The 26817-nt window shown below is 48.7% G+C and carries 24 protein-coding genes; 22 read left to right on the forward strand and 2 right to left on the reverse strand.

The window, feature by feature from the left end; genetic code table 11:
* Nucleotides 1-2 precede the first annotated feature (2 nt).
* From fliG to fliJ, 4 genes are all read left to right on the forward strand, one after another.
* On the forward strand, nt 3-998 hold the full coding sequence (fliG, locus tag ACFQNF_RS05035) for a flagellar motor switch protein FliG (protein ID WP_046351343.1): 996 nt from the start codon (nt 3-5) through the stop codon (nt 996-998).
* The gene (locus ACFQNF_RS05040; protein ID WP_380186597.1) at nt 998-1933 is read left to right on the forward strand and encodes a flagellar assembly protein FliH; all 936 of its coding nucleotides are present in this window, start codon (nt 998-1000) and stop codon (nt 1931-1933) included. The genes fliG and ACFQNF_RS05040 overlap by 1 nt, the downstream gene beginning before the upstream one ends.
* Nucleotides 1926-3323, forward strand: a complete 1398-nt coding sequence (fliI, locus tag ACFQNF_RS05045) for a flagellar protein export ATPase FliI (RefSeq protein ID WP_380186598.1) — start codon at nt 1926-1928, stop codon at nt 3321-3323. Before ACFQNF_RS05040 ends, fliI begins: the two co-directional genes overlap by 8 nt.
* 188 nt (nt 3324-3511) lie before the next feature.
* Complete coding sequence (fliJ, locus tag ACFQNF_RS05050; protein ID WP_380186599.1) at nt 3512-3943, forward strand: flagellar export protein FliJ; 432 nt, start codon at nt 3512-3514, stop codon at nt 3941-3943.
* A 149-nt stretch (nt 3944-4092) separates the two neighbouring features.
* Here fliJ and ACFQNF_RS05055 read toward each other — a convergent pair whose 3' ends face one another.
* Nucleotides 4093-4605 carry a TIGR00645 family protein gene (locus ACFQNF_RS05055; protein WP_046351216.1) on the reverse strand — a complete coding sequence of 171 codons (513 nt, stop codon included), beginning with the start codon at nt 4603-4605 and terminating at the stop codon, nt 4093-4095.
* Between the two features lie 212 nt (nt 4606-4817).
* Between ACFQNF_RS05055 and ACFQNF_RS05060 the strand changes: the two genes are divergently transcribed.
* The 6 genes from ACFQNF_RS05060 (at nt 4818) to nagE (ending at nt 11219) form a co-directional block, all read left to right on the forward strand.
* On the forward strand, nt 4818-5369 hold the full coding sequence (locus ACFQNF_RS05060) for a GbsR/MarR family transcriptional regulator (protein WP_380186601.1): 552 nt from the start codon (nt 4818-4820) through the stop codon (nt 5367-5369).
* Between the two features lie 4 nt (nt 5370-5373).
* The gene (cydP, locus tag ACFQNF_RS05065) at nt 5374-5574 is read left to right on the forward strand and encodes a cytochrome oxidase putative small subunit CydP (protein WP_380186602.1); all 201 of its coding nucleotides are present in this window, start codon (nt 5374-5376) and stop codon (nt 5572-5574) included.
* 128 nt (nt 5575-5702) lie between these two features.
* Entirely contained in the window at nt 5703-7262 is a 1560-nt protein-coding gene (locus ACFQNF_RS05070) for a cytochrome ubiquinol oxidase subunit I (RefSeq protein ID WP_380186604.1), read from the forward strand.
* A 9-nt stretch (nt 7263-7271) separates the two neighbouring features.
* Nucleotides 7272-8405: a cytochrome d ubiquinol oxidase subunit II gene (gene cydB / locus ACFQNF_RS05075; protein WP_380186606.1), complete on the forward strand. Its 1134-nt coding sequence runs from the start codon at nt 7272-7274 to the stop codon at nt 8403-8405.
* Nucleotides 8406-8471: 66 nt separating this feature from the next.
* The gene (gene cydX, locus ACFQNF_RS05080) at nt 8472-8618 is read left to right on the forward strand and encodes a cytochrome bd-I oxidase subunit CydX (protein WP_380186607.1); all 147 of its coding nucleotides are present in this window, start codon (nt 8472-8474) and stop codon (nt 8616-8618) included.
* 588 nt (nt 8619-9206) lie between these two features.
* Nucleotides 9207-11219 (forward strand): N-acetylglucosamine-specific PTS transporter subunit IIBC, encoded by a 2013-nt coding sequence (gene nagE, locus ACFQNF_RS05085; protein WP_380186608.1) that lies wholly within the window; start codon nt 9207-9209, stop codon nt 11217-11219.
* A gap of 111 nt (nt 11220-11330) precedes the next feature.
* Here the strand turns inward: nagE and ACFQNF_RS05090 are convergent, their stop codons facing one another.
* Nucleotides 11331-12311, reverse strand: coding sequence for a malate dehydrogenase (locus tag ACFQNF_RS05090; protein WP_380186610.1), 981 nt, complete (start codon nt 12309-12311; stop codon nt 11331-11333).
* A 398-nt stretch (nt 12312-12709) separates the two neighbouring features.
* On the opposite strand from ACFQNF_RS05090, the gene ACFQNF_RS05095 reads away from it, so the two are divergent.
* From ACFQNF_RS05095 to sucD, 12 genes are all read left to right on the forward strand, one after another.
* On the forward strand, nt 12710-13315 hold the full coding sequence (locus ACFQNF_RS05095; RefSeq protein WP_380186612.1) for a GntR family transcriptional regulator: 606 nt from the start codon (nt 12710-12712) through the stop codon (nt 13313-13315).
* A gap of 385 nt (nt 13316-13700) precedes the next feature.
* A complete protein-coding gene (gene sdhC, locus ACFQNF_RS05100) occupies nt 13701-14075 on the forward strand; it encodes a succinate dehydrogenase, cytochrome b556 subunit (RefSeq protein WP_380186614.1) in 375 nt (124 codons plus the stop codon).
* A complete protein-coding gene (gene sdhD / locus ACFQNF_RS05105; protein ID WP_380186616.1) occupies nt 14069-14416 on the forward strand; it encodes a succinate dehydrogenase, hydrophobic membrane anchor protein in 348 nt (115 codons plus the stop codon). The genes sdhC and sdhD overlap by 7 nt, the downstream gene beginning before the upstream one ends.
* 3 nt (nt 14417-14419) lie before the next feature.
* Nucleotides 14420-16183: a succinate dehydrogenase flavoprotein subunit gene (sdhA, locus tag ACFQNF_RS05110; protein ID WP_380186618.1), complete on the forward strand. Its 1764-nt coding sequence runs from the start codon at nt 14420-14422 to the stop codon at nt 16181-16183.
* Between the two features lie 16 nt (nt 16184-16199).
* The gene (locus ACFQNF_RS05115) at nt 16200-16895 is read left to right on the forward strand and encodes a succinate dehydrogenase iron-sulfur subunit (protein ID WP_380186699.1); all 696 of its coding nucleotides are present in this window, start codon (nt 16200-16202) and stop codon (nt 16893-16895) included.
* Nucleotides 16896-17094: 199 nt separating this feature from the next.
* The gene (locus tag ACFQNF_RS05120; protein ID WP_380186619.1) at nt 17095-17373 is read left to right on the forward strand and encodes an FAD assembly factor SdhE; all 279 of its coding nucleotides are present in this window, start codon (nt 17095-17097) and stop codon (nt 17371-17373) included.
* Between the two features lies 1 nt (nt 17374).
* On the forward strand, nt 17375-18661 hold the full coding sequence (gltA, locus tag ACFQNF_RS05125; RefSeq protein ID WP_380186620.1) for a citrate synthase: 1287 nt from the start codon (nt 17375-17377) through the stop codon (nt 18659-18661).
* A gap of 156 nt (nt 18662-18817) precedes the next feature.
* Nucleotides 18818-21631, forward strand: coding sequence for a 2-oxoglutarate dehydrogenase E1 component (locus ACFQNF_RS05130; RefSeq protein WP_380186700.1), 2814 nt, complete (start codon nt 18818-18820; stop codon nt 21629-21631).
* 97 nt (nt 21632-21728) lie between these two features.
* Complete coding sequence (odhB, locus tag ACFQNF_RS05135) at nt 21729-22949, forward strand: 2-oxoglutarate dehydrogenase complex dihydrolipoyllysine-residue succinyltransferase (RefSeq protein WP_380186622.1); 1221 nt, start codon at nt 21729-21731, stop codon at nt 22947-22949.
* A gap of 128 nt (nt 22950-23077) precedes the next feature.
* A complete protein-coding gene (gene lpdA, locus ACFQNF_RS05140; RefSeq protein ID WP_380186624.1) occupies nt 23078-24514 on the forward strand; it encodes a dihydrolipoyl dehydrogenase in 1437 nt (478 codons plus the stop codon).
* Between the two features lie 200 nt (nt 24515-24714).
* The gene (gene sucC / locus ACFQNF_RS05145) at nt 24715-25884 is read left to right on the forward strand and encodes an ADP-forming succinate--CoA ligase subunit beta (protein ID WP_046351231.1); all 1170 of its coding nucleotides are present in this window, start codon (nt 24715-24717) and stop codon (nt 25882-25884) included.
* Nucleotides 25885-25906: 22 nt separating this feature from the next.
* Entirely contained in the window at nt 25907-26791 is an 885-nt protein-coding gene (gene sucD, locus ACFQNF_RS05150) for a succinate--CoA ligase subunit alpha (RefSeq protein ID WP_046351232.1), read from the forward strand.
* The last annotated feature ends 26 nt before the right edge of the window (nt 26792-26817 follow it).

A 26817-nucleotide genomic window follows, 5' to 3' on the forward strand; every position in this document is an offset into this window, starting at 1 on the left:
ATATAAGTGAAGAAGGAGTGCGTAAAAGCGCTCTTTTATTGATGACCTTAGGCGAAGATGTTGCCGTTGAAGTGTTTAAATTTTTAGGGCCTAAGGAAGTGCAGAAGTTGGGTTTTGCGGTGGCCGGAATGGATGCCGTTAAACGTGAAGAGATTGACGTGGTCTTGGCGGAGTTTATTGCTTCAACGCAAAATCGTGCCAATTTAGGTGCTGCGGATGAATATATTCGCTCGGTATTGACCAAGGCTCTGGGCACTGATAAAGCAGCCAATTTGCTCGATCGCATCTTACAAGGCAATGATAATAACGGGATTGAATCGTTAAAATGGATGGATTCATCGGCCGTTGCCGAGCTGATTAAAAACGAGCACCCGCAGATTATTGCCACTATTCTGGTGCATTTAGAATCAGATCAGTCGTCCGAAATCCTGAGTTATTTTGTTGAGCGTCAGCGTAATGATGTATTGCTGCGGATTGCTACGCTAGAAGGCGTGCAGCCGGTTGCCTTGAAAGAACTCAATGATGTGTTGACTCAATTAATGTCAGGCACCGATAAGCTCAAGAAAAGCGCTATGGGTGGCGTGCAAATGGCGGCCGATATTCTTAACTTTATGGGCGGCGTGGTTGAAGCTTCGGCGATCGCCAGTGTGCGTGATTACGATCCTGAGCTGGCCCAAAAAATTCAAGACAAGATGTTTACCTTCGACAATATTCTGGATATTGACGATCGGGGTATTCAGCTGTTGATGCGCGAAATTCAATCTGATTCCTTAGTGATTTCTCTTAAGGGAACCAGCCAGGCGCTTAAAGAAAAAATCTTTAAAAATATGTCTTCACGAGCTGCCGAAATGTTGCGCGATGATTTAGAAGCGCGCGGGCCGGTTAAATTATCTGAAGTTGAAGCTGAGCAGAAAGAAATCCTTAAAATTGTTCGCCGTTTGGCCGATGAAGGTCAGATTGTGCTGGGTGGTAAGGGTGATGAAGGATTGGTTGAATAATGAGTAATCCACGCGTGATTCCACGCGAGCAATTAAGTGCTTGGGAAAAATGGGAGTTAGCTTCTTTGCACGAGGCAGAGGCAGAGGCAGAGGCTGTAGCAATCGAGCAAGTAGAAGTCATCGATGAGCCTCTGGATGAGCCCGATGCGCAAGATGCTGAAGGTGATTTAAGCGCTGAATCAGAAGGTGAAGAGCGGCTGCCCGCAGAATCGGCCGATGTTTCAAGTGCCGATGTTTCTTTTCCTACGGCAGAAGAGATAGAAGCGATTGCCCAACAGGCGCAAAGCGAAGGTTTTGAGGCGGGCTTAGAGGCTGGGCGCTTGGTGGCCGAGGATGAAGCAAATCGCCTGCGTGCAGTATTGGCCAGCGTTGAAACTACATTGCAAAAAGCAGAAGCGGTGTTGTCCAATGAAGTGCTTGATCTGGCCGTCGTGATTGCGCGGCAAATGGTGAGAGAAGAATTAAATCATGCGCCGGAGCGTTTATTGCCTATTTTGCGCGAAGTATTGGCAAGCCTGCCTGCTGCACGATCCCCTTCGCGTGTCTTTTTAAACCCCGAAGATTTAACCGCTATCGCTGGCATGTTGGGGGGCGATCTGCCTAGTGATACTTGGCGTTTATTGGCCGATCCGCATATCGAAGCGGGCGGTTGCCGGATTGATACGCCTGATTCTGCGGTTGATTTATCTCTGCCGGTGCGCTGGCAAAATATCTTGCGTGTTTTAGGTCGCAATGATCGCGGTGATTTAGCATGGAATGCGCGCGAGGAGCATCTTGTATCCCCTGCCGCGGATGTGAAGCCTGCGCTCCTTGATGAGGATGTGTTAGCGCCTCTTGCTGCTGAGGAGGTTTCTGCTTCAGTAGATCCTGCTTTGGCAGAAGAACTCCCCGCTGCCGTTCAAGAAACATCGACTGAATCCGATCCTCATGAGTGAAGCACTGCATGGCTGCAGCCAGTATCTAGCCGATTGTAAAGACGCGGTACGCTGGATGCGCCCATGGCTGCCGCGTGGGCGCTTGGTTAGAGTATCGGGTTTGGTGCTTGAGGCCGTGGGCTTGCGCTTGGCCATTGGCTCGTCCTGCGATGTGATGACGCCTAGCGGCGCTTCGGTCGAGGCGGTGGTGGTCGGTTTTAATGAAGATCGTCTTTTCTTAATGCCGATTGCCGAAATCTATGGTGTAGAGCCTGGCGCGCAGGTGGTGCCGCATGAAGATGTAGAAGCGTGGGTGCCTGATTATGGTCATCCACGTCCGCCTCAGCGCCGTTTAGAAGATCATGGCCGTCAGATGCCGGTAGGCTGGGGCCTACTTGGCCGCGTTTTAGACGGCTTAGGCAGGCCACTTGATGGCAAAGGCCGAATCGAGCACGACGATTATATGCCGCTGTTTGCACGCCCCTACAACCCGATGACGCGTGAGCCCGTGAAGCATGTGATGGATGTGGGGGTGCGGGCGATTAATGCCATGCTAACGGTTGGACGAGGTCAGCGTTTGGGTCTGTTTGCAGGCTCTGGTGTGGGCAAATCGGTGTTGCTGGGCATGATGGCACGCTATACCACGGCCGATGTGGTGGTGGTGGGCTTGATTGGCGAGCGTGGCCGTGAAGTGAAAGATTTTATTGAGAATATTCTGGGTGATGAAGGCTTAAAGCGCTCGGTCGTCGTGGCAGCGCCTGCCGATACGCCGCCTTTATTGCGGCTTTATGGAGCGGCTTATGCCACTTCGATTGCCGAGTATTTTAGAAATCAGGGCAAGCATGTGCTGCTGATTATGGATTCGCTGACACGCTATGCCATGGCGCAGCGTGAAATTGCCTTGGCCGTGGGCGAGCCGCCCGCCACTAAAGGCTATCCGGCATCCGTTTTTGCTCGTTTGCCTCAGCTGGTAGAGCGTGCGGGCAATGCTGAAGCGGGCGGAGGATCGATTACTGCTTTTTATACCGTTTTATCTGAAGGCGACGATCAGCAAGACCCGATTGCCGATAATGCACGGGCAATTTTGGATGGTCACTTTGTGCTTAGCCGCCAGTTGGCGGAAGCTGGGCATTACCCAGCAATTGATATCGAAGCATCGATTAGCCGGGTGATGAACGATATTATTTCGCCCGAAGAATTCGCTGTAGTACGCCGTTTTAAATACCTCTATTCCCGCTATCAGCGCAGCCGGGATTTAATCAGTGTAGGGGCTTATGTGCCAGGCTCTGATCCGGTGCTGGATGAAGCCATTCGGCGTAATCCTAGCTTTGAAGCCTTCTTGCAACAAGGTATTGCCGAGTGCGAACGCTATGATGGGGCTAGAATGAAGCTCTATCAGCTCTTGATGTGATCGACTAGCAGCTTGTTGGACTTAGGCGATCGTAGCGAGGGAAAGGCCGGTTTGAGACAGATTTCACGGATTTTTGAGGCGAATAGCTGGCTATTCAACGAAAAAATGCGTGAAATCTGGCCAAATCCGGCCTTTCCGCAGTAGATCAGCCTAAGTTCGACAGGCTGCAAGTTTCAGGAGTTTTAGCCGTGGCTCAATTTCGTTTTGCCTTTTTACTAGAGCTTGCCATTGATGCGCGTGAAGAGGCTGCTCGCCGGATGCAGACTGCTCAGTCCCACTGGCTGGGTGCGCAAGGCAAGCTGGATCAGGTAGATCAATACCGCGTTGAATACCGTGCGCGCTTGCTGGATAGCGGTCAGGGTGGGATGAGTATTATCCAGTGGCGTGATTTTCAATTGTTTTTGGCAAAACTGGATGATGTGGCCCTGGTACAGCAACAAGAAATTGATCGCTTGCTGGTAGCATATGAGGCTCAGCGGGATGCATGGCTGGAATGCGAGAAAAAAGTAAAAGCATTTGAGGCTTTAAAACAGCGGCATTTATCAGCAGAAATGCAAAAAGAATTGCGCAATGAGCAGCGCATGAATGATGAGTTCAATACGCGCCCGCGCCCACGTTGATTTTTTTATCCACCTTTTGAGGCAGTTTAAACAAGGATAAGATGTGGATAAGTGTATGAGCGCTATGATTAATAAGTGAAAAAAAAGACTGCCTTATTTTTAAGCAGTCATTTTTTTTGCAGCTTAGCTAAGTATAAACCCGTTTGGTTTTAGTGCTTGGGGCTTCCCGCAGCAATTCTATCCATAATGGCAAACATAACTCCTGAAACCACAAAGGTAAGGTGAATGCCAATTAGCCATGCCAGCTCGGTATGATTTACGGATTTGATATTCATAAATGCTTTAAGCAAATCAATGGCTGAAATGGCCACAATTGAGCCAATTAGCTTGAGTTTTAAATCGGCATAGCTCACTTTTCCCATCCATGATGGTTTGTCTACCGAGCTATGCGCGATATCGAGTTTGGAAATAAAATTTTCATAGCCGCTAAAAATCACGATTAATAATAGATTTGCCACTAAAGTCACATCCACCATCCCCAAAATGGCAATGATCAGATTGCCGTCTGAATTAATCAGCGCATTAAACATACCCAATAACTCTTTGATCATTTTGGCAAACAGAGCCAGCAAGCCAAGAATCAGCGCTAGATAAAATGGCGCGAGCAGCCATCTGCTCTGAAAAATAACTCTTTCCAAAATCTCTTCAACAGGGTTTTGCATTGATTGTCTCCAAAATAAGCTTACATCTGTAAAAAATAGGCACAGATCTAGTTGTAGCTGAATGATGACGTTGCAGTACGGCCATCTGTGAATGGTTTTCCGGGGTTTGGCGCGCATTTTTCACATGCATGCACTTGTGGCTTGAGTTTTGCATTGCGTAGAATCAAAGAAGTTCTTATAATTTCAGTAATTACTGAAAATTGGAAAACTTCATGAACCTCTCACCGATCAACGAGCGTTTTGTTTTGCACTTTGGCGAAATGGGCAGCCGTTGGGGAGTGAACCGCACGGTAGGGCAAATGTATGCGCTGCTGTTCCTTTCCCCTAAAGCTTTAAATTCCGATGAAATTGCCGAACAGCTCGGCTTTTCCCGCTCAAATGTCAGCATGGGCATGAAGGAGCTGCTGTCCTGGAAGTTATGCAAATTAGTGCATAAGCCGGGGGATAGGCGCGATTACTTTGAAACGCCCAAGGATGTGTGGGAGATTTTCAGATCACTTGTAGAAGAGAAGCGTAAGCGGGAAATTGAGCCCACGCTCACTCTGCTGCGTGATGCACTGATGGATGAGGCAATAAGCGATGAAGATCGGCACGCCCAGCAGCGCATGCGTGAAATGCACGAGCTGATCGAGCTGGCCACCGGCTGGTTTGATGAGGTGCAGCATCTTTCACCGGAAACCCTAGAAAACTTAATGCGCTTAGGCTCAAAAGTGCAGAAAGTCTTGAGCTTTGCCGGGCATCTGCGTCCGGCTAAACGGGAGTAACACGATGCGAATAGCGAAGCATATACCTTTGTGGCAGGAAATCACCATCGTGCTGCTGATTAAAGTGGCCTTGTTATTTGTGATCTGGAAAAGCTTTTTTTCTGAACCGGTTGCCAAGCATATGCTGGTTCCGGAGCCCATGATCGCTGAGCGATTTATGAATGCTGCATCAGCCCCTGCATCCCTTTCTAAAGATGATTTATGACTTTTATCGCTTGAGTCATGATGAAGTGATAGGGTGGTATTTAAAATAAATAAGATGTTCTTATGATTCTGCATGTTTAAGTCATTGTGAAATCATTTTTTAGCGCTCCAAATACATAGGATATTTTTATGATCCCCGCCGCTGAAGTGGTGGAATTATCGCGTATGCAATTTGGTTTAACTGCGATGTTCCACTTTTTATTTGTGCCCTTAACAATGGGTTTGTCATGGATTTTAGTGATCTGTGAAGCCGCCTATGTCATGACAGGCAAAGTTATATATAAAGACATGACGCGTTTTTGGGGCAAGTTATTTGGTATTAACTTTGCAATGGGCGTGACGACGGGCTTAACCCTTGAATTTCAATTTGGGACCAATTGGGCATATTACTCGCATTATGTGGGTGACATATTTGGCGTGCCTCTGGCAATTGAAGGCATGATGGCTTTCTTTTTAGAATCAACCTTTGTAGGTTTATTCTTTTTTGGCTGGGACAGGCTTTCAAAAGTACAGCATTTGGGCGTGACTTTTTTAGTGGCTCTGGGATCAAATCTTTCGGCTTTATGGATTTTAATTGCCAATGGCTGGATGCAAAATCCTGTGGGGGCAGAATTTAATTACATTACCATGCGTATGGAATTGACCAATCTTGCGGAGGTGTTTTTTAACCCTGTCGCACAGGTTAAATTTGTGCATACCGTGGCAGCGGGTTATGTGGCCGCATCGATGTTTGTATTGGGTGTTTCTAGTTGGTATTTATTAAAAGCGCGCGATACCGGCTTTGCCCTTAGATCTTTCGCCATTGCTTCAGCCTTTGGCTTGGCTTCTATTTTATCGGTGATTGTTTTAGGCGATGAATCGGGATACACCACGGGTGAAGTACAAAAGGTGAAGCTGGCTGCAATGGAAGGCCAATGGGAAACTCAGCCTGCACCTGCTTCGCTGACTTTATTTGGTATTCCCAATCAAAAAGAAGAGCGTGTTGATTTTGAAGTCAGCATTCCTTATGCGCTGGGCTTAATTGCAACCCGTTCAACAACAGAAAAAGTAACCGGTATTAAAGATTTAAAAATAGAGTATGAGCAAAGGGTTAAAAGTGGTATTCAGGCTTATGCCGCATTAACACGATTAAAGGCGGGGGATAAATCGGCAATAGCAGATTTTGAAGCACATAAAGCAGATTTAGGTTATGGCTTATTGCTAAAGAAATACACTAGCAATGTGGTGGATGCAACGCCTGCACAAATTAAAGCAGCAGCTGCCGATACTATTCCTAATGTTGCTCCTATTTTCTGGTCTTTCCGCGTGATGGTTGGATTGGGAATGTTATTCCTGTTTATTTTTTCAATGTCATTTTACTTTTTGGCTAGAAGAAATCTCGCACCGCAGCGCTGGTTATTGCACCTTGCTGTCTGGTCTATTCCTCTGCCTTGGGTGGCCATTGAAGCGGGCTGGATCGTGGCTGAATATGGCCGGCAGCCGTGGACCATATCGGGCATTTTACCCACCTTTATGTCGGCCTCTGCGTTAAGTACCGGGCAATTGCACTTTAGTATGGCAGGCTTATTTTTAATGTATTCAGCATTATTTTTTATTGAAATGTATTTAATGCTGAAATATATCCGGCTTGGGCCAGCCAGTTTGCATACGGGCCGCTATTTTGGTGAACAATCTGCTGCGCACGCTTAAGGGAAAATCATGCTTGATTATGAAGTATTAAAATTAATCTGGTGGGCTCTGATGCTTTTTCTACTCATCGGTTTTACGCTCACCGGTGGTTTTGATTTAGGCGTGGCGATTCTTTTGCCTTTTGTGGGCAAGACCGATGATGAGCGCCGCTTGGTGATTAATTCAGTAGGCCCGACTTGGGAGGGAAATCAGGTCTGGCTGGTCACCATTGGAGCGGCGCTCTTTGCTGCCTGGCCGCTGCTCTATGCTGCTGCATTTTCGGTGATGTATGTGGCACTCATGTTTGTGCTGTTTGCTTTGTTTTTACGGCCGGTAGGATTTGATTACCGCAGTAAATTAGCTGACCCTCGCTGGCGCAATGGCTGGGATTGGGCTTTGTTTGTGGGCAGTATTGTGCCAACGCTCGTGTTTGGCGTGGCAATTGGTAATTTATTTATCGGCTTGCCATTTCAATTTGACGATAGCCTGAGGGTAAGTTACGCAGGGCATTTTTATGATTTATTAAATCCCTTCTCCTTGTATTGCGGCCTAGTGGCGATTGCCATGCTGGTTTTGCATGGCGCAACGTTTCTAGCGGTCAAAACCAGGGGGGCCGTACAAAGCCGTGCAATCAGTGTGGCGATCTATACCGGATGCACAATGGCTATTTTGTTTGCTTTGGGTGGGGTATGGATCAAGCAATTAGATGCTTGGCAGATTGTTAGCATGGGGGCGGTGGGGGATGTGTTAAATCCGCTGAATAAAACGGTCGCCATTGTGAAAGGAGCTTGGTTAAGTAACTTTAACCTTTATCCTTGGGCTTGGCTGGTGCCGGGAGCGGGTGTGTTTGCTGCTCTGCTGGCGGCTTTTGCCAGCTGGCGGCGATATCAGTACACGGCTTTTATACTCAGCGGCATAGCGAGTATCGGTGTGCTGTGCACTACAGCGATTGCTTTGTTTCCGTTTATTTTGCCATCGACTTTAGACGCGGCCTCCAGCCTAACGATGTGGGATGCGGTATCGAGCCAAAAAACTTTAGGCGTGATGCTGGCTGTCGTGGTGATTTTCGTGCCGATTATTATGGTCTATACGGCCTGGGTGTATCGGGTGATGCGTGGGCCGGTGACCGTTGAGCGCCTGCAAAATGATACGCATAGTTATTAAAAAGCACTTTCAAATAAAGCTCGCCGTGGCGAGGTTTGAAGTGGTGTACTCAAAGGAGTGAGCATAATGTGGTATTTCTCTTGGATACTTGGCGTAGGGCTGGCCTTGGCATTTGGCTTGATTAATGTCATGTGGTTTGAAAGCACCCATGCTTTTGGTGGTGAGAAAGAAAGCGAAGCGCAGGAGCGCTTTGAAAAATATGTAAACAAATAAGTGATTTAAGTCTTTCTTGTTTTATGTCAAATAAATATATGTGTGTTTAAAAAGAAACAGCCCGCTTGCGAGCTGTTTCTTTTTGCGAGTTGCAGATGGCTTTGTAATAATTTGTTGCAGCGGCTCATTATTCGTATTGCTACAAGGCAATTAATGTAAAGAAAAGTAAGTGGCGGGTGAAATGATCTCGCCATTTGAGTTAGCTCAATACTGATAAACGATGAGTTCTGTAGATTTCAATGTGCACAAATCAGTGATTGATAATGAGGTTTTTTGCTGTTGTTTATTGATAAAGCATTGGTTTGATGTGAGTAAAGTTTGCCTGATGATTTTAATGTGGCGCTTTATCTTTTTCATGCTCTTGTTATTTGTTAGCACAAGTCATTTTAAAGTACCGGCTTGTTTATCTTTTGATTGCCAATTACTACCGTGCAGTGAATAATCCAGCATGTTTGAAGATGTAAGGTGTATCGATTAGTTTCGTTTGCGAGTTTTGCGCAACTTTGCCAGCTTGCACTTCAAAATGGGTATTCAACGATTAAAGCTACGCTGACACTCGTTGCTTGAGCAAGATAAAAAGGGGATGTGATGAATATTCTGGGCTATTTACAGAAAATCGGCCGTGCGCTGATGGTGCCAGTGGCAACGCTGCCCGCCGCCGCCATTTTAATGGGTATCGGTTATTGGATTGATCCAACGGGCTGGGGTAGTAATAGTGCATTAGCTGCTTTCCTGATCAAATCGGGTGCTGCCATTATCGACAATATGTCGATTTTGTTTGCCGTAGGTATTGCTTACGGTATGTCGAAAGATAAAGACGGTGCGGCCGCTTTGTCGGGTTTGGTTGGCTTTTACGTACTGACAACGTTGTTGTCACCCGCTGCGGTTTCTCAGATTCAAGGTATTCCTTTGGATCAAGTGCCTAAGGCCTTTGCCAAGATCAATAACCAGTTTGTTGGTATTTTGGTGGGTGTGATTACTGCTGAGCTCTACAACCGCTTTAGCGGTGTTGAGCTGCATAAAGCCTTGGCTTTCTTTAGTGGCCGTCGCTTAGTGCCCATTGTCACTTCGGTGGTGATGCTGGTTGTTGCTTTCCCGTTGATGTACATCTGGCCTATCGTATTTAACGGCTTGGTGCATTTCGGTGAAAGCATTATGGGTATGGGCCCAGCTGGTGCAGGTATTTATGCCTTCTTTAACCGTCTCTTGATTCCAGTTGGTTTGCATCACGCTTTGAACAGCGTGTTCTGGTTTGACGTTGCGGGTATTAACGATATTCCTAACTTCCTGGGTGGCGCTAAGTCCCTTGCTGAAGGTAAAGCCGTATTGGGTGTAACCGGTATGTATCAAGCGGGTTTCTTCCCGATTATGATGTTCGGTTTGCCGGGTGCAGCGTTGGCTATTTACCACGCAGCTAAGCCGCAAAACAAAGCACGTGTTGCATCCCTGATGATTGCGGCTGCTTTTGCTGCGTTCTTTACCGGAGTGACTGAGCCGCTTGAATTCTCCTTTATGTTTGTAGCTCCTTTGCTTTATTTGCTGCACGCGGTGTTGACAGGTGTATCTGTTTATATTGCTGCAAGCATGCAATGGATTGCTGGTTTTGGTTTCAGCGCAGGTCTGGTTGATTTGGTGCTGTCGACTAAAAATCCGCTGGCTAAAGATATTCTGATGCTGATTGTGCAAGGGTTTGCATTCTTCGCTATTTATTACTTCAGCTTCCGCTTTGCAATCAAGTTCTTCAATCTGAAGACGCCGGGTCAGGAAGATGAAGAAGAAGGCGCGGCAGCAGATGATGCGCCTGTTAGTGGTGATACAGATTCGCTGGCGCATGCCTATGTAAGCTTGATCGGCGGTGGCTCAAATGTTGTAGCCATTGATGCTTGCATTACACGTTTACGTTTAACACTAAACGATACCGCGATTGTTGACGAAGCCGCGGCTAAGCGTCTTGGCGCGTCCGGTGTAATTAAGCTCAATAAGCAAAATATTCAGATTATTGTTGGGCCTAAGGCTGAGCTGATTGCAACGCGTATGAGCCAGCTATTGGCAGGTAAAGGGATCAGTGTTGAAGCACCTGTAGCAGCGCCCGTTGCTAATGCGGCTGTTGCTCCGGTTGCTATTGCAAAAAAAGTAACAGGCGATTTGGTTTTACTTGCGCCAATGAGCGGTGAAGTGGTGACTTTACTGCAAGTGCCAGATGCTGCGTTCTCTAGCAAAGCGGTGGGTGAAGGTTTGGCGATTCGTCCGACTAGCAATTTGGTGGTAGCACCTGTGGATGGTGTGATTGCTAAAATCTTTAATACCAATCACGCGTTTGCATTGATTGCTGATAACGGCGCTGAGCTGATTGTGCATGTGGGCCTGGATACCGTGAAGCTGGGTGGTAAGGGCTTTACTCGTCTGCTTGAGCAAGGCTCACGCGTGAAAGCGGGCGATGCGGTGCTAGAGCTAGATCTTGAATACCTGACCCAACATGCAGTATCTATCATTAGCCCGGTTGTATTGAGCAATGTGGATCAGTTTGATAGCGTGATTGATTTTGCGACAGGTCATGTAGAAGCAGGTAAAACAGCCCTGTATACCATTAAGGCTAAGTAAGTTTTAGCTGGCATTAAAAAGGCGAACCCTAGGGTTCGCCTTTTTTTGTACCACTTAAATACGCTGTACTTTATACAACAGGGGCTAGCCCCTGTTGTAAGCCAGATTCAATTAACCAAGTAAGTGCTTCACTGCATCGCGCTCTTCAGACAATTCTTTAGCGCTAGCATCCATGCGAGTGCGGCTAAAGTCGCTGACTTCCAAGCCTTCAACGATGGTGTACTTACCATCTTTACACGTCACTGGGTAACCAAAAATCAAATCGCTATAGCCGTATTCGCCATTCGCTGGAACACCCATGGTGACCCAATCGCCGTCTGCAGTGCCCAGTACCCAGTTACGGATATGGTCAATTGCAGCGTTAGCAGCAGAAGCAGCTGAAGACAAACCACGCGCCTTAATAATGGCTGCGCCACGTTGCTGAACGGTAGGAATAAAGTCAGTTTCTAACCATTTTTGATCGTTGATCAGGGCAGAAGCGCTTTGGCCTTTCACTGTTGCGTGGAATAGATCAGGGTACTGGGTAGCAGAGTGGTTACCCCAGATGATCATCTTGTTGACATCAGTTACTACACTGCCGGTCTTTTGAGCGATCTGTGTCAGAGCGCGGTTGTGATCTAGACGCATCATGGCGGTGAAGTTGGCTGGGTTAAGATCCGGCGCGTTCTTCATGGCAATGTAAGCGTTGGTATTGGCTGGATTGCCCACTACCAGTACTTTCACGTCACGCGATGCCACTTCATTCAATGCTTTACCTTGTGCGGTAAAGATCGCGCCGTTGGCTTCGAGCAAGTCTTTACGCTCCATGCCTGGGCCACGTGGGCGTGCACCAACCAGAAGGGCGATGTCTACATCCTTAAACGCGACTTTTGGATCATCACTTTGCACAATGCCTTGCAGTAGTGGGAACGCGCAGTCATCCAGTTCCATTACCACACCATTCAATGCTGGCAATGAAGGGGTGATATCCAGTAATTGCAAGATCACAGGTTGATCCGCACCCAGCATCGCGCCAGATGCAATACGGAATAAGAGGCTATAACCAATTTGGCCGGCAGCGCCGGTAACGGCAACGCGAATAGGTGACTTCATGTGGATGACTCCGATATTGGTTTGTGTGTGAGCGATGCTGGGGTGATTCAATTCTTACTCTAAAAAGATAAACGACGGCTTAATTTACAAAAAACAGACACTTAAATAGAGTGTTGTTTGAACGAATTCACTTCTTATTCTTTGTAGTGCAAAACCCAAGCCTATCGTGTTGCTTTTTTATTAAATGACGATGCAACTACACCCCGCATGCTTATTTTTACACGGTTTAAAGTGTATTTTAGCTGCTGCATAAGACAAGCAATGAAAGTTTATCACGCGTCTTCACGCTTTGCGCGCGTTTTGCCAAGAGATGAAATATATTGTTGTGTATCTTTTGTCTTATATAAGACTGTAGTAGACTATGATGCTACAACATGATAAAAAGCAACCTATCCTCAATGAGCAAACTTGCAGCCATCCCTCTTTATCGTCAGGTTATTCGTGAAGTCACTACAGCGGTAGACGCCGGTGAGTGGGGGACTGATGAAAGTTTACCGAGTGAAAATGATTTAGCGCATCGTTTTGGCGTCAGTCAGGGCACGGTGCGTAAAGCTTTAGATGTGCTGGTGGCCGATGGCGTGCTGTACCGGCGGCAAGGTGTAGGCACTTTTGTTTCTGATGCGAGCGATTTTTTAGCGCAGGCCCTGTTTGTCCCTTTGTCTGGCTACGGCGGTGAAAAGCCAAAAATTGAAATGCTCGGTTGTGTGCGGATTCATGCGGGCGAGCAGTTGGCAGAGATTTTGGGCTTAAGGCGCGGTGCGGCCTTGTGGCAGGTGCGGCGTTTATTGCGCGTAGCAGGCGCTGTGATTGGGCTCGAAGAGATGTTTTTGCCGGAAGCTAATTTCCCGAATTTGGAAATGCGCAGAATTAGAGAGTTACGCGGCAATTTGCGTGAACTATGCTGGCGTGATTTTGGGATGCGTTTAAAAGATGGCGAAATACGCTATCGGGCCATCCCCGCGGCCAGTGCAGAAGCCAGATTATTGCAAGTTGAAGTGCACTAACCTTTGCTTCAGCTGGTGCGCTTAGCCAGAGATTTTGATGGCAAAGCGCAGGTCTGGAGCGTGGCTTGGTTTAGATCAGAGCAGTTGGCGTTTCAGGCGCCGCCTGAGCATGCTTAGGGTGGGTGAAAGCCCATCCTATCAGCCTAAGCGAAATGTTTTTCGTAGGGCGAGTGAACCCCGCGAGCAATGCTGAAAAGTACGCGGGTTTCACCCGTCCTACGATGATTCAATATTTGTGGTGTGCTGTACTGACAGGATTGGGGGTGAAACCCACCAAGGCAGAGTTGTTGTTGAGTAAGTAGTAAAAGGCTGGTCGGTGACGTTGGACGGTTTAAGGAACAGATCGTGCACACTGGCAGAAGTAAAACTTAAAGAGGAAGTGCGCATGCAAAAAACACGCCCCAAGCACCTGGATCTAGCGAAGATTCGTCTTCCCTTGCCAGGGATTATCTCCATTCTTCATCGCGTCAGTGGCGCGCTGATGTTTCTGGCGATTCCCTTTATGCTCTACGCTCTGGAAGGCTCCCTGTCTTCTGCCGAGCGTTTTGATGCATTCAGATCCTGTATTTCACATCCCCTCATGAAAATTGCCCTGCTTGGTATTCTGTGGGCCTATCTGCACCATGTTTGTGCGGGTACTCGATTCCTTTTCCTGGATATTCATAAAGGTCTGGATCTTCCAACTGCACGCCTCACCGCAAAACTGGTGCTGGTTGTGAGTCTGGCTCTGACCGTCGTGATTGGAGTGTTGGTATGGTAAATCGTGAGGTAGTCGGAGCCCATTACGGCTTGCGGGATTGGTTGGTTCAGCGCGTTACCGCGGTGATTATGCTGGTTTACACCTTGGGTGTGGTTGCGTTTATTTTGCTGGCCAATGGCGCTTCATTTGAAGCCTGGCAGCAGCTTTTCGCCTGTACCTGGGTAAAAGTGGTCACCACAGTCAGCCTGTTTGCATTGCTTTGGCATGCATGGGTTGGGATTCGTGATATCTGGATGGATTACCTGCAGCATGTTGGTTTGCGTTTAACGATGCACGTGCTGACCTTGTTATGGCTGGCAGGTAGCTTGGTTTATATGATTAAAGTTGTGTGGGGTGCATAAGCGATGACCGTTCCTATTCGTAAATTCGATGCTGTCATTGTGGGTGCAGGTGGCGCAGGCCTTCGTGCCGCATTGCAGCTTTCTGAAGCCGGTCTAAAAACCGCTGTTTTATCTAAAGTGTTCCCAACCCGCTCGCACACTGTTGCGGCGCAGGGTGGTATTTCCGCCTCTCTTGGTAATGTCCAAGAAGACAAGTGGGAATGGCATATGTACGACACCGTTAAAGGGTCGGATTGGCTGGGGGATCAGGACGCTATTGAATTTATGTGTCGTCAAGCGCCCGAAGTCGTGGTGGAGCTTGAGCACTTTGGTATGCCGTTTGATCGCTTGGAAAACGGCAAGATCTATCAGCGTCCATTCGGCGGCCATATGGCCGATTTTGGCAAGACACCGGTGCAACGCGCCTGTGCTGCCGCCGACCGTACTGGCCACGCGATGTTGCACACGCTGTATCAGCGCAATGTGCGCGCCAATACTCAATTCTTTGTGGAATGGATGGCGCTGGATCTGATTCGTGATGAAGCAGGCGAAGTGGTGGGTGTAACTGCGCTGGAAATGGAAACTGGCGAAGTGTCGATTATCCACGCCAAGGCGGTGTTGTTTGCTACTGGCGGCGCAGGTCGTATTTTCTCCGCTTCTACCAATGCCTTTATCAATACTGGCGATGGCCTCGGCATGACCGTGCGCGCAGGTATCCCGCTGGAAGATATGGAATTCTGGCAATTCCACCCAACTGGCGTGGCCGGTGCAGGTGTATTGATTACTGAAGGCGTGCGCGGCGAAGGCGGCATCTTGCTCAATTCTGAGGGCGAGCGCTTTATGGAACGCTATGCACCGAACGCCAAAGACTTGGCGTCCCGTGACGTGGTTTCCCGTGCAATGGCCTTGGAAATTCTGGAAGGCCGTGGCTGTGGTAAAGAAAAAGACCATGTGTTGCTAAAACTCGATCACCTCGGCCCGGACATCATTAAGCAACGCCTGCCAGGTATTCGTGAAATTGCGATTAAATTTGCCGGTGTGGATCCGATTCAAGATCCAATCCCTGTTGTGCCAACTTGCCACTATCAGATGGGCGGTATTCCGACCAACTATAAGGGCGAAGTGATTGCCCCGATCGGTGACGATCCAGAAGTGCGCGTAAAAGGCTTTTACGCCGCAGGCGAATGCGCATGTGCTTCGGTGCACGGCGCGAATCGCTTGGGTACTAACTCACTGCTCGATTTGGTGGTGTTTGGTAAGGCGGCGGGTAATTCAATTATTGATTTTATCAAGAACGAGCGCCCAGAATTGCGTCCATTGCCAGCCAATGCGGCTGAGTTTTCCCTTGCTCGTCTGGCTCGTTTAGAAAACCAAACTGGCGGCGAAGAAGTGGCGGATGTACGAAATGCCATGCAAAAAGTGGTTCAACTGCGTGCGGGTGTATTCCGTAACTCGGAGAACCTTGCCAAGGGCGTTGAAGAAATCAAAGCCGTGGCCGAGCGTGCCAAGCTCACTCAAATCAAAGATAAATCCAAAGTATTTAACACTGCGCGGATTGAAGCGCTGGAGTTGGATAACTTGATCGAAGTGGCTGTGGCTACCTTGATTTGTGCCGAAGCGCGTAAGGAAAGCCGTGGTGCGCATGCGCACGATGATTTCCCTGATCGTCATGATGAGTGGATGAAGCACACGATGTTTGATGGCAAAACACGCACGCTGTCTTACAAGCCAGTTCATACCAAGCCGCTGACGGTCGATTACATCGCACCGCAAAAACGCGTGTACTAAGGACAAAACGATGAAGATGCATTTCAAACTCTATCGCTACAACCCTGATGTGGACGCTAAGCCGTACATGCAGGATTACCATGTTGAACTCGAACCATCTGACAAAAAGCTGTTAGATGGTCTGGTTCGCCTTAAAGCACAAGACGATAGCCTGAGCTTTCGCCGTTCTTGCCGCGAAGGAATTTGCGGTTCAGACGCGATGAATATCAACGGCAAAAATGGTCTAGCCTGTATTACTGATATTGCCAGCCTGAAGCAACCGGTAGAGATTCGCCCGCTGCCGGGCTTGCCAGTTATTCGTGACTTAATCGTGGATATGACGCAGTTCTTTAAGCAATATCATTCGATTAAGCCCTATGTGCAAAACGATAATCCACCGCCTGATCGTGAACGTTTGCAGTCGCCGGAAGATCGTAAAGAGCTAGATGGCCTGTACGAATGTATCTTGTGTGCTTGCTGTTCAACAGCTTGCCCGTCATTTTGGTGGAATCCAGATAAATTTGTAGGCCCTGCTGGTTTGCTGGCAGCTTACCGGTTTATTGCTGATACCCGCGATGAAAAAACCAACGAGCGTCTGGATAATCTGGAAGATCCTTATCGCTTGTTCCGTTGCCATAGCATTATGAATTGTGTTGATGTTTGCCCTAAGGAACTCAACCCAACCAAAGCCATCGGCAAGATCAAAGATTTAATGATTAAGCGTATGAGCTAATCAGCGGTAAAAAAACATAAAGGTCTGTAGACACAGAGAACACAGAGAAAAAAGAGGTAAGGTTTTTCTCTTTGCTTGAAGGTTTTGTATTTCTCAGTGGGCTCTGTGTTCTCTAGTCTTTACTCTGTGTCTACAGACGTTTCTAGGTGTTTGTAAATATCCAATGCTCGATCGTAAGAGATGGTAAGGGTGGGCTTAGATGGATGAAATTGAATTGAAACGGATAGTCTGGCGTTCGCGTCGGGGCCTTTTAGAGGTCGATTTACAGTTGGAAAAATTTGTAAAAGAGGTGCTTCCGACTTTATCCAAAGCAGATTTGATTCTTTTTCAGGATCTTCTCTTACTTTCTGATAACGATCTGCTTGATTACCTGAATTGCAAGACAGAGTGCCCAGACGAGCGGCTTAGACCGATGCTGGAGCAAGTACGAAACGCACAACGACAAGCGGTACTAACCGAAACCCCAGGAGCTATTTGATATGGAAAAGAAAGTCACACTGACTTACAACGACGGCAAAGATTCGCTAGAAATGCCCGTGTTGCCGAGTACGCTTGGACCGGATGTGGTAGATATTCGTGCATTCTCCAAGACCGGTATGTTTACTTTCGATCCTGGCTTTTTGGCGACATCAAGCTGTGAATCCAAGATTACCTATATCGATGGCGACTTGGGCCAGCTTTACTACCGTGGTTACCCGATTGAGCAGCTTGCAGAACATAGCGATTATCTAGAAGTTTGCTATCTGCTGATCAATGGCGAATTGCCAACGCCAGAGCAAAGCGTTGTGTTTAATAAGACCGTCATGAGCCACACCATGGTGCATGAGCAACTGACCCGTTTCTTTAACGGTTTCCGCCGTGATGCGCATCCGATGGCGATGATGGTGGGTGTAGTCGGTGCCTTGTCTGCTTTCTACCAAGACAGCTTGGATATCAACAATGAAGAGCACCGCAAAGTGGCGATGTTCCGTCTGATCTCTAAGATCCCGACCATTGCCGCAATGTGCTACCGCTACAACCAAGGCCTGCCATTCGTTTACCCACGTAATGACTTGAGCTATACCGCCAACTTTATGCACATGATGTTCTCGACTCCGTGCGAGAAATACGTACCTAACCCTGTGCTGGTTCGCGCCTTGGATGTGATCTTTACCCTGCACGCCGATCACGAACAAAATGCTTCGACCTCGACGGTTCGTTTGGCTGGCTCGTCTGGTGCTAATCCGTTTGCGTGTATCGCAGCGGGTATCGCTTGCTTGTGGGGCCCGTCGCACGGTGGTGCTAACGAAGCCGTATTGCTGATGTTGGATGAAATTGGTGCGGTAGAAAACGTACCGGCCTTTATGGAAGGCGTAAAAGCCAAGACGCATAAATTGATGGGCTTTGGTCACCGTGTGTATAAAAACATGGACCCACGTGCCAGCGTGATGCGCCGTATTTGCTACGAAGTATTGAATGAAATGGGCCTGCAAGACGATCCTAAGTTCAAACTGGCGATGGAACTAGAAAGAATCGCGCTAGAAGACAGCTACTTTATTGAACGCAAGCTGTATCCAAATGTCGACTTCTACTCAGGCATTGTTCAGTCTGCATTAGGTATTCCTGTGCCGATGTTTACTGTGATCTTTGCACTGGCGCGTACTGTGGGCTGGATCAGCCACTGGAATGAAATGATTGCGGATCCGGGCATGAAAATTGGTCGTCCACGTCAGCAATACACGGGTGCGACGAAACGTGATTACGTGCCCGCAGATCAGCGCGGTTAAGCTACGTTCGTGACTTGTTTGGAAATTGTAGGGCGGGTGAAACCCGCGGGGTTGCTCTCGCCCTACATTGTAATAGATTGGTTTTGAGCCGCTTCGCAAGGGGCGGCGGTCTTGCATGGTGTTAAGCCTGCTAAATTACTGGATTTGATGACGGCGATGATGAGAGAGTTGAGGTCTAATTCCCACCTTTTTGGCGGGAATGCTCCTTTCGTTGAGGAGCTTTACGAGCAGTACCTGAGTGACCCACAGTCGGTTGATCAGGAATGGCGCTCCTACTTCGATAAGATGCAGCAAAGCCCTGGTGTGGTTGATCGTGATATTCCACGAGCACCGATCGAGGAATCCTTCCGCCAACTGACTCGCCAGCCCCGCTATGTACAGCAAGGTGGCGCAGTCGATGAAGAAGCTACGCGTAAACAGGTTAATCTGCTTCGCCTGATCTCCGCTTACCGCATTATGGGTTCGCGCCAAGCGAGCCTAGATCCTTTGCAGCGTATGGATCAAGCGCGTTTGCCTGAGCTAGATGCTAAGCACCATGGCTTTACCGATGCCGATATGGCAACAACCTTTGGTACCAATATTGCGGGGATGGAACGCGCTACCCTTGCCGAAGTGATTGCGTTTTTAAAGCAAACTTACTGCGGCAGTATTGGTCTGGAATATATGCACATCACCAATGCAGAACAGCGCAAGTGGGTGCAGCAGTGGTTTGAATCCCGCCGCTCAACGCCATCCTATGGCATCGAGCAAAAGAAACGCACACTGCAAAAAGTGACTGCGGCAGAAACGTTAGAACAATACCTGCATAAAAAATACGTCGGCCAAAAGCGCTTCTCGCTTGAAGGCGGCGATTCCATGATCCCTGCACTGGATTTCTTAATCCAAGGCGCGGGTGCAGTGGGCGTGCAAGAAATGATTATCGGTATGGCCCACCGTGGTCGTTTGAATGTGCTGGTGAATACATTAGGCAAGCAGCCGCGTGATTTATTCAGCGAATTTGAAGGCCGATCAGTCAGCGATTTGTCTTCTGGTGACGTGAAATACCATATGGGTTTCTCGGCAGATATCCCGACTCCCGGCGGCCCAATCCACCTCAGCCTTGCGTTTAACCCTTCCCATCTTGAGATCGTCAACCCTGTGGTTGAAGGCTCGGTGCGTGCGCGTCAACAACGTCGCGGCGATAAGCTGGGTGTGCAAGTTCTGCCGGTACTGATTCACGGCGATTCCGCCTTTATCGGCTTAGGTACCAACCAAGGTACGTTTAACTTGGCCAATACCCGTGGTTACGGCACAGGCGGTACGGTGCATCTGGTGGTGAATAACCAAGTTGGTTTTACAACTTCAGACACCCGCGATACCCGCTCTACGATTTACTGTACCGATATCGCCAAAATGGTTGAAGCGCCGATTTTCCACGTGAATGGCGATGATCCTGAAGCGGTGATTTTGGTGATGCAAGCCGCGCTCGAATTCCGCATGAAATTCCACCGCGATGTGGTGGTAGATTTGGTGTGCTTCCGTAAGTTTGGTCACAATGAAGCGGACGATCCCTTTGTAACGCAGCCAATGATGTACAAAAAAATTGGCCAGCATCCGGGCGCGCGTAAGAAATACGCCGATCGTCTGATTGCTGAAGGCGTTGTAAGTAGTGATGAAGCCGATAATCTGATCCAAGATTACCGCGCGGCGCTGGATAGAGGTGAGCATGTAGAGCAAACCACGCTGACCGATTACAAACGCTCGCACGCGATTGATTTCTCCCGCTATATGGGCGTGCATTGGCGTCATCCGGTGGCATCCGCTGTGCCACAAGCTGATTTGCTGCGCCTTACCGAAAAATTCACCAAAATCCCTGATAATTTTAAGCTGCGCTCGAACGTAGAAAAAATCGTCAAGGAACGCATTGCCATGGTGAATGGCGAGCAGCTAGTTGATTTTGGTATGGCCGAGCATTTGGCCTACGCAACGCTGCTAACCGAAGGCTACGCGGTGCGTATCTCCGGTGAAGATTGTGGTCGTGGTACGTTTAATCACCGCCATGCTGTTTTACACGATCAAAATCGTGAGAAGTGGGATCAGGGCGTTCATATTCCATTGCAGCATTTGGCTGAGAAACAAGCCAACTTTACCGTGATCGATTCGATTCTGAACGAAGAAGCGGTGCTGGCTTTTGAATACGGCTATGCCTGCTCTGCGCCTGATGAGCTGACTATCTGGGAAGCGCAGTTCGGTGACTTTGCCAACGGCGCGCAAGTGGTGATCGATCAGTTTATTACTTCGGGCGAAACAAAGTGGGGCCGCTTATGTGGCCTGACCATGATGTTGCCACACGGCTATGATGGCCAAGGCCCAGAGCATTCATCTGCCCGCGTTGAGCGCTATCTGCAGTTATGTGCGGAGCATAATGTGCAAGTACTGATGATGTCTGAGGCCGCGCAAATGTTCCATGCGCTACGTCGTCAGATGCTGCGCCCAAGCCGCAAGCCGCTGATTATCATTATGAGCAAAAAGCTCTTAAAGGCGAAGTTTGCTTCTAGCCCGATAGAAGACTTCACCAAGGGTGAATTCCGCTCAGTGATTGGCGATCAGGGTAATCTGGACGCGAAGAAAGTAAAGCGCGTCGTGATGTGTGCAGGTCAGGTGTATTACGACCTGCTGGCGGGTCGCACGGAACGCGATCTCAAAGACATCGCGATTGTGCGTATCGAGCAGCTTTATCCTTTCCCAACGGAAGAGCTAAAAGCTGAAATCGAGAAATACCCGAACGCACGTGAAGTGATGTGGGTACAGGAAGAGCCACGTAACCAAGGCGCATGGCATCAGATTCGCCATCGCTTAGAAGCGTGCATGCATCCTAAGCAAACCCTGCTGTATGCAGGCCGTACCTCGTCGGCGTCGCCTGCTGTGGGTTATATGAGTAAGCACGCTGCACAGCTTAAATCCTTCGTTGAAGAAGCAATGACTCTGTAATGTAGGGCGGGTGAAAACCCGCCTTATTCAACATCTAATGGATAAACAGGGTGGCTTAATCCGCCTGACCTAGTCGCCAGATCTTTGGAGTTACAAAATGATTATCGAAATTTTAGTACCACAATTGCCTGAATCCGTTTCTGAAGCTTCGCTGTTGCAGTGGAAGAAAAAAGTAGGCGACGCTGTTGCCCGTGATGAGCAATTGATCGACATTGAAACCGACAAAGTTGTGTTAGAAATCGCCGCGCCACAAGCGGGTGTTCTGGTTTCGATTGTTCAAGCCGAGGGTGCAATTGTTGGTAGCTTGCAACTCATTGCAACGATTGATACCGAAGCGACTGTTGCTGCACCGGCGAATACTTCTACAGCAGCGGGCGAGAAAATTCGCGTTGAGGCAGTGGCTAAAGAAGCCGGCGTTTCAGCCAGCGCGATTGGCTTTGGCACGGCAGTGATGCCAGCGGCTAAAAAACTGGCCGCAGATTCGGGTGTGAATCCGGCTGAAGTCGGTGGCACTGGCCGTGGTGGCCGTGTATTAAAAGAAGACGTACAGAACCATTTGGCAAAACCAGCCGCAGCGGCAGCGCCTGCATCGGCACCCGTTGCCACACAGCAGGGTGATCGCACGGAGCAACGTGTGCCGATGAGCCGCTTGCGTGCTCGCGTGGCCGAGCGTCTATTAGAATCGCAACAAACCAATGCGATCCTGACCACCTTCAACGAAATCAATATGAAACCGTTGATGGATCTGCGTAATAAATACAAAGAAAAGTTTGAAAAAGACCACGGCGTGAAGCTGGGCTTTATGGGCTTCTTTGTTAAAGCTGCGGTGCACGCGCTGAAGAAATTCCCAATTGTGAATGCATCCGTTGATGGTAACGATATCGTTTACCACGGCTACTTTGATATTGGCGTGGCCGTAGGTAGCCCGCGTGGTTTGGTGGTGCCGGTGATTCGTAATGCGGATCAACTGAGTTTGGCTGAAATCGAAAAAACCATCGCTGATTTTGGCAAGCGTGCGCAAGCCGGTAAGTTGAGCATGGACGAGCTGACTGGCGGTACTTACACCATCTCTAATGGCGGCACTTTTGGCTCGATGATGTCGACACCGATTATCAATCCACCGCAATCAGCGATTCTGGGCATGCACGCGACCAAAGAGCGTGTTGTGGTAGAAAACGGTGAAATGGTGATTCGCCCGATGATGTATCTGGCTCAGTCTTACGATCACCGCATCATCGATGGCCGCGAAGCGGTGTTGTCGCTGGTTGCTATCAAAGAAGTGATCGAAGACCCAGCGCGTTTGCTGCTTGATATCTAATTAATGTGAATGTTGTAGGGCGGGTTAGCGGCTTTATCGCGTAACCCGCCGTGGCATATCGCTAAATATTGAATCACAGAGTCGGGGCGTTGATCACGCCCTTGCTCTTTCTCAAAGGTTTCCAAACCATGAGCAAAGAATTTGACGTTGTTGTAATCGGCGGTGGCCCTGGTGGCTATGTGGCGGCGATTCGCGCCTCGCAGCTGGGCTTTAATACTGCATGTATCGATGCAACTAGCGATAAAGACGGCAAGGCGAGCTTGGGCGGTACGTGTTTGAATGTGGGTTGTATCCCTTCTAAAGCACTACTGCAATCGTCAGAAAACTACTTTAATGCGGCGCACCATTTTGGCGATCATGGTATCTCTACCGGCACGCTAAAAATGGACGTGGCCAAGATGTTGGCGCGTAAGCAAGACATCATTACTAAAAACACCGGCGGTATCGCTTACTTGTTCAAAAAGAACAAAGTGACGTCTTTCCACGGTGTAGGCGCATTTAAAGCCAAAGCGGGCGATGCTTATGTGCTGGAAGCCAAGTTGGCTGATGGCACGGTTGAAGAAATCACCGCTAAGCACGTCATTATTGCGACCGGTTCTAGCGTTCGCCAATTGCCAGGCGTGGCCATCGATAACCAGCTGGTGCTGGATAACGAAGGTGCGTTGGCGATTCCTGCTGTGCCAAAACGCCTTGGTGTGATTGGCGCTGGCGTGATCGGCTTGGAAATGGGCTCGGTCTGGAAGCGTCTGGGTAGTGAAGTGACGGTGCTGGAAGCGATGCCGACTTTCCTAGGAGCCGCGGACGAGCAAGTGGCCCGCGAAGCTAAGAAATTCCTGACTAAAGAAACCGGTTTGGTGATCAATACCGGCGTTAAAATCGGCGAAATTAAGGCCGGTAAAAAAGATGTCACCGTAAACTGGACCGATGTAGCCGGTGCCGCACAAGTCAGCGTATTTGATAAGCTGGTTGTAGCCATTGGCCGCGTACCAAACACATCTGGCCTAAACGCAGATGCCGTTGGTCTGAAGCTGACCGAGCGTGGCCAGATTGATGTGAACGACGATTGCCAAAGCAATTTGCCTAATGTTTGGGCGATTGGTGATGTGGTTCGTGGCCCGATGCTGGCGCATAAAGCGTCTGACGAAGGCGTGGCTGTGGCTGAACGCATCGCCGGCCAGCATCCACATATCGACTTTAACAATATCCCTTGGGTGATTTACACCAGCCCAGAAATTGCTTGGGTAGGGCAGACCGAAGAGCAGCTTAAAGCCGCTGGTGTTGAATACAAGAAAGGTCAATTCTTGTTCTCCGCCAATGGCCGTGCTTTAGCGCTAGGCGAAGGTAAGGGTTTTGTTAAAATGCTGGCGGATAAGACCACCGATCGTATTTTAGGTGTTCATATCGTTGGTCCATTTGCTTCAGAGCTGATTGCTGAAGCAGTGGTTGCGATGGAGTTTAACGCTTCCTCAGAAGATATTGCCCGTATTGTTCATGCCCATCCATCTTTGTCTGAAGCCTTGCACGAAGCGGCTTTAGCATGTGATAAGCGTGGTTTGCATAGTTAAAAAAGGCATAAAAAACCTGTAGACACAGAGCAAAAAGAGAACACGGAGTACACAGAGAAAAACAGAATGACCTGTGTATGGTTTGCCGCTTTCTCAGCCCGCTCTGTGTCTACAGAAGTTTTAGATTGTTTTCAATCACTCAATATGTTTCACGGTATGCGGCCGATTTGCATATCCTCTTTCCTTACAAAGGGTCTCAGATGAATCTTCATGAATATCAAGCCAAGGAATTATTGGCTAAATACGGTCTTCCAGTACAACGCGGCATTTTGGCTCACACTCCAGAAGAAGCAGCTGCTGCATACGATGCGCTGGGTGGCAAATTTGCGGTGGTTAAAGCGCAAGTTCACGCCGGTGGCCGTGGTAAAGCGGGTGGCGTTAAAGTGGTTAAATCCCGTGAAGAAGCCGCAGAAATTGCTAAAGGCTTGATCGGTAAAAATCTAGTTACGTACCAAACAGATGCAGCGGGTCAGCCTGTGCATTCGGTTTTGGTATGTGAAGATATGTACCCAGTTCAGCGCGAGTTGTACCTTGGCGCGGTTGTAGATCGCTCAAGCCAGCGCGTCGTGTTTATGGTTTCCACCGAAGGCGGTGTTGAGATCGAAACCGTAGCTGAAGAGTCCCCAGAAAAAATCATCAAAGTAACCGTAGATCCATTGGTGGGCATGCAGCCATTCCAAGCGCGTGATTGCGCGTTTGCTTTGGGTTTAGAAGGCAAGCAAGTTGCTCATTTCGTTAAAATGATGCTGGGTGCGGCTGAAGCATTTATCGCTAACGATTTCGCGCTGTTTGAAATCAACCCACTGGCTTTGCGTGAAAACGGCGAATTGTGCTGCGTTGACGCTAAAGTTGGTCTTGATTCTAACGCGCTGTATCGCTTGCCAGAATTGTTGGCTCAGCGCGATAAATCGCAAGAAAACGAGCGCGAAGTAAAAGCATCTGAGTTCGAGCTGAACTACGTTGCGTTGGAAGGCAATATCGGTTGTATGGTGAACGGCGCTGGCCTTGCAATGGCCACCATGGACATCATCAAGCTGAAAGGCGGCCAACCGGCTAACTTCTTGGATGTAGGCGGTGGTGCAACTAAAGATCGCGTGATCGAAGCCTTCAAGCTGATTTTGGCTGATGATTCGGTGAAGGGCGTGCTGATCAACATCTTCGGCGGTATCGTTCGTTGCGACATGATTGCTGAAGCGATTATTGCGGCAGTGAAAGAAGTAAATGTAACTGTGCCGGTTGTGGTGCGTTTGGAAGGCAATAACGCCGAATTGGGCGCTAAGCTTCTGAACGAATCAGGCTTGAAGCTGACATCGGCTCAAGGCTTGAACGACGCAGCCGAGAAAATCGTTGCTGCTGTTGCCGCACTGTAATTACCGCTGAAAGGATAAAATAATGAGCGTTTTAGTCAATAAAAACACCAAAGTATTGGTGCAAGGTTTCACCGGTAAAAACGGTACATTCCACGCAGAACAAGCATTGAAGTGTGGCACCAAGGTTGTTGGCGGTGTAACACCAGGTAAGGGCGGCTCACGTCACCTTGATCTGCCAGTGTTTAACACCATGAAAGATGCAATGCGCGAAACTCAAGCGGATGCAACGGTGATTTACGTACCGGCTCCATTCGCTAAAGATTCGATTCTGGAAGCGATTGATTCGGGTATTCAGCTGATTGTATGTATCACCGAAGGCGTGCCAACACTGGATATGCTGTACGTGAAAAAAGCGGTTGATGAAGCCGGTATCCGCCTGATCGGCCCTAACTGCCCAGGTATTATCACTCCGGGTGAATGCAAGATCGGCATCATGCCTTGGCACATCCATCAGCCAGGCCGTATCGGTATTGTAAGCCGCTCTGGTACTTTGACTTACGAAGCAGTTGCGCAAACTACAGCATTGGGTCTTGGCCAATCTACATGTATCGGTATCGGTGGCGATCCGATTCCAGGCCTCTCCCATATCGACGCACTGCGCTTATTCCAAGACGATCCTGATACCGATGCGATCATCATGATCGGCGAAATCGGCGGCTCGGCTGAAGAAGAAGCGGCTGAATTTGCTCAGTCCTACGTGACTAAGCCAGTGGTGGGTTATATCGCTGGTGTTACCGCGCCTAAGGGCAAACGCATGGGCCACGCTGGTGCAATTATCTCTGGCGGTAAAGGCACTGCAGAAGAAAAATTCGCAGCATTTGAGCGTGCAGGCATCGCCTACACACGCAGCCCAGCTGAGCTTGGCTCGACGATGCTTGAACTGCTGAAATCTAAAGGCATGATTTAATTCTCTTTTTGAATTAAATATTTCAA

The sequence above is a fragment of the Iodobacter arcticus genome, from assembly GCF_042664895.1.
In the GTDB taxonomy this organism is placed as follows: domain Bacteria; phylum Pseudomonadota; class Gammaproteobacteria; order Burkholderiales; family Chitinibacteraceae; genus Iodobacter; species Iodobacter arcticus.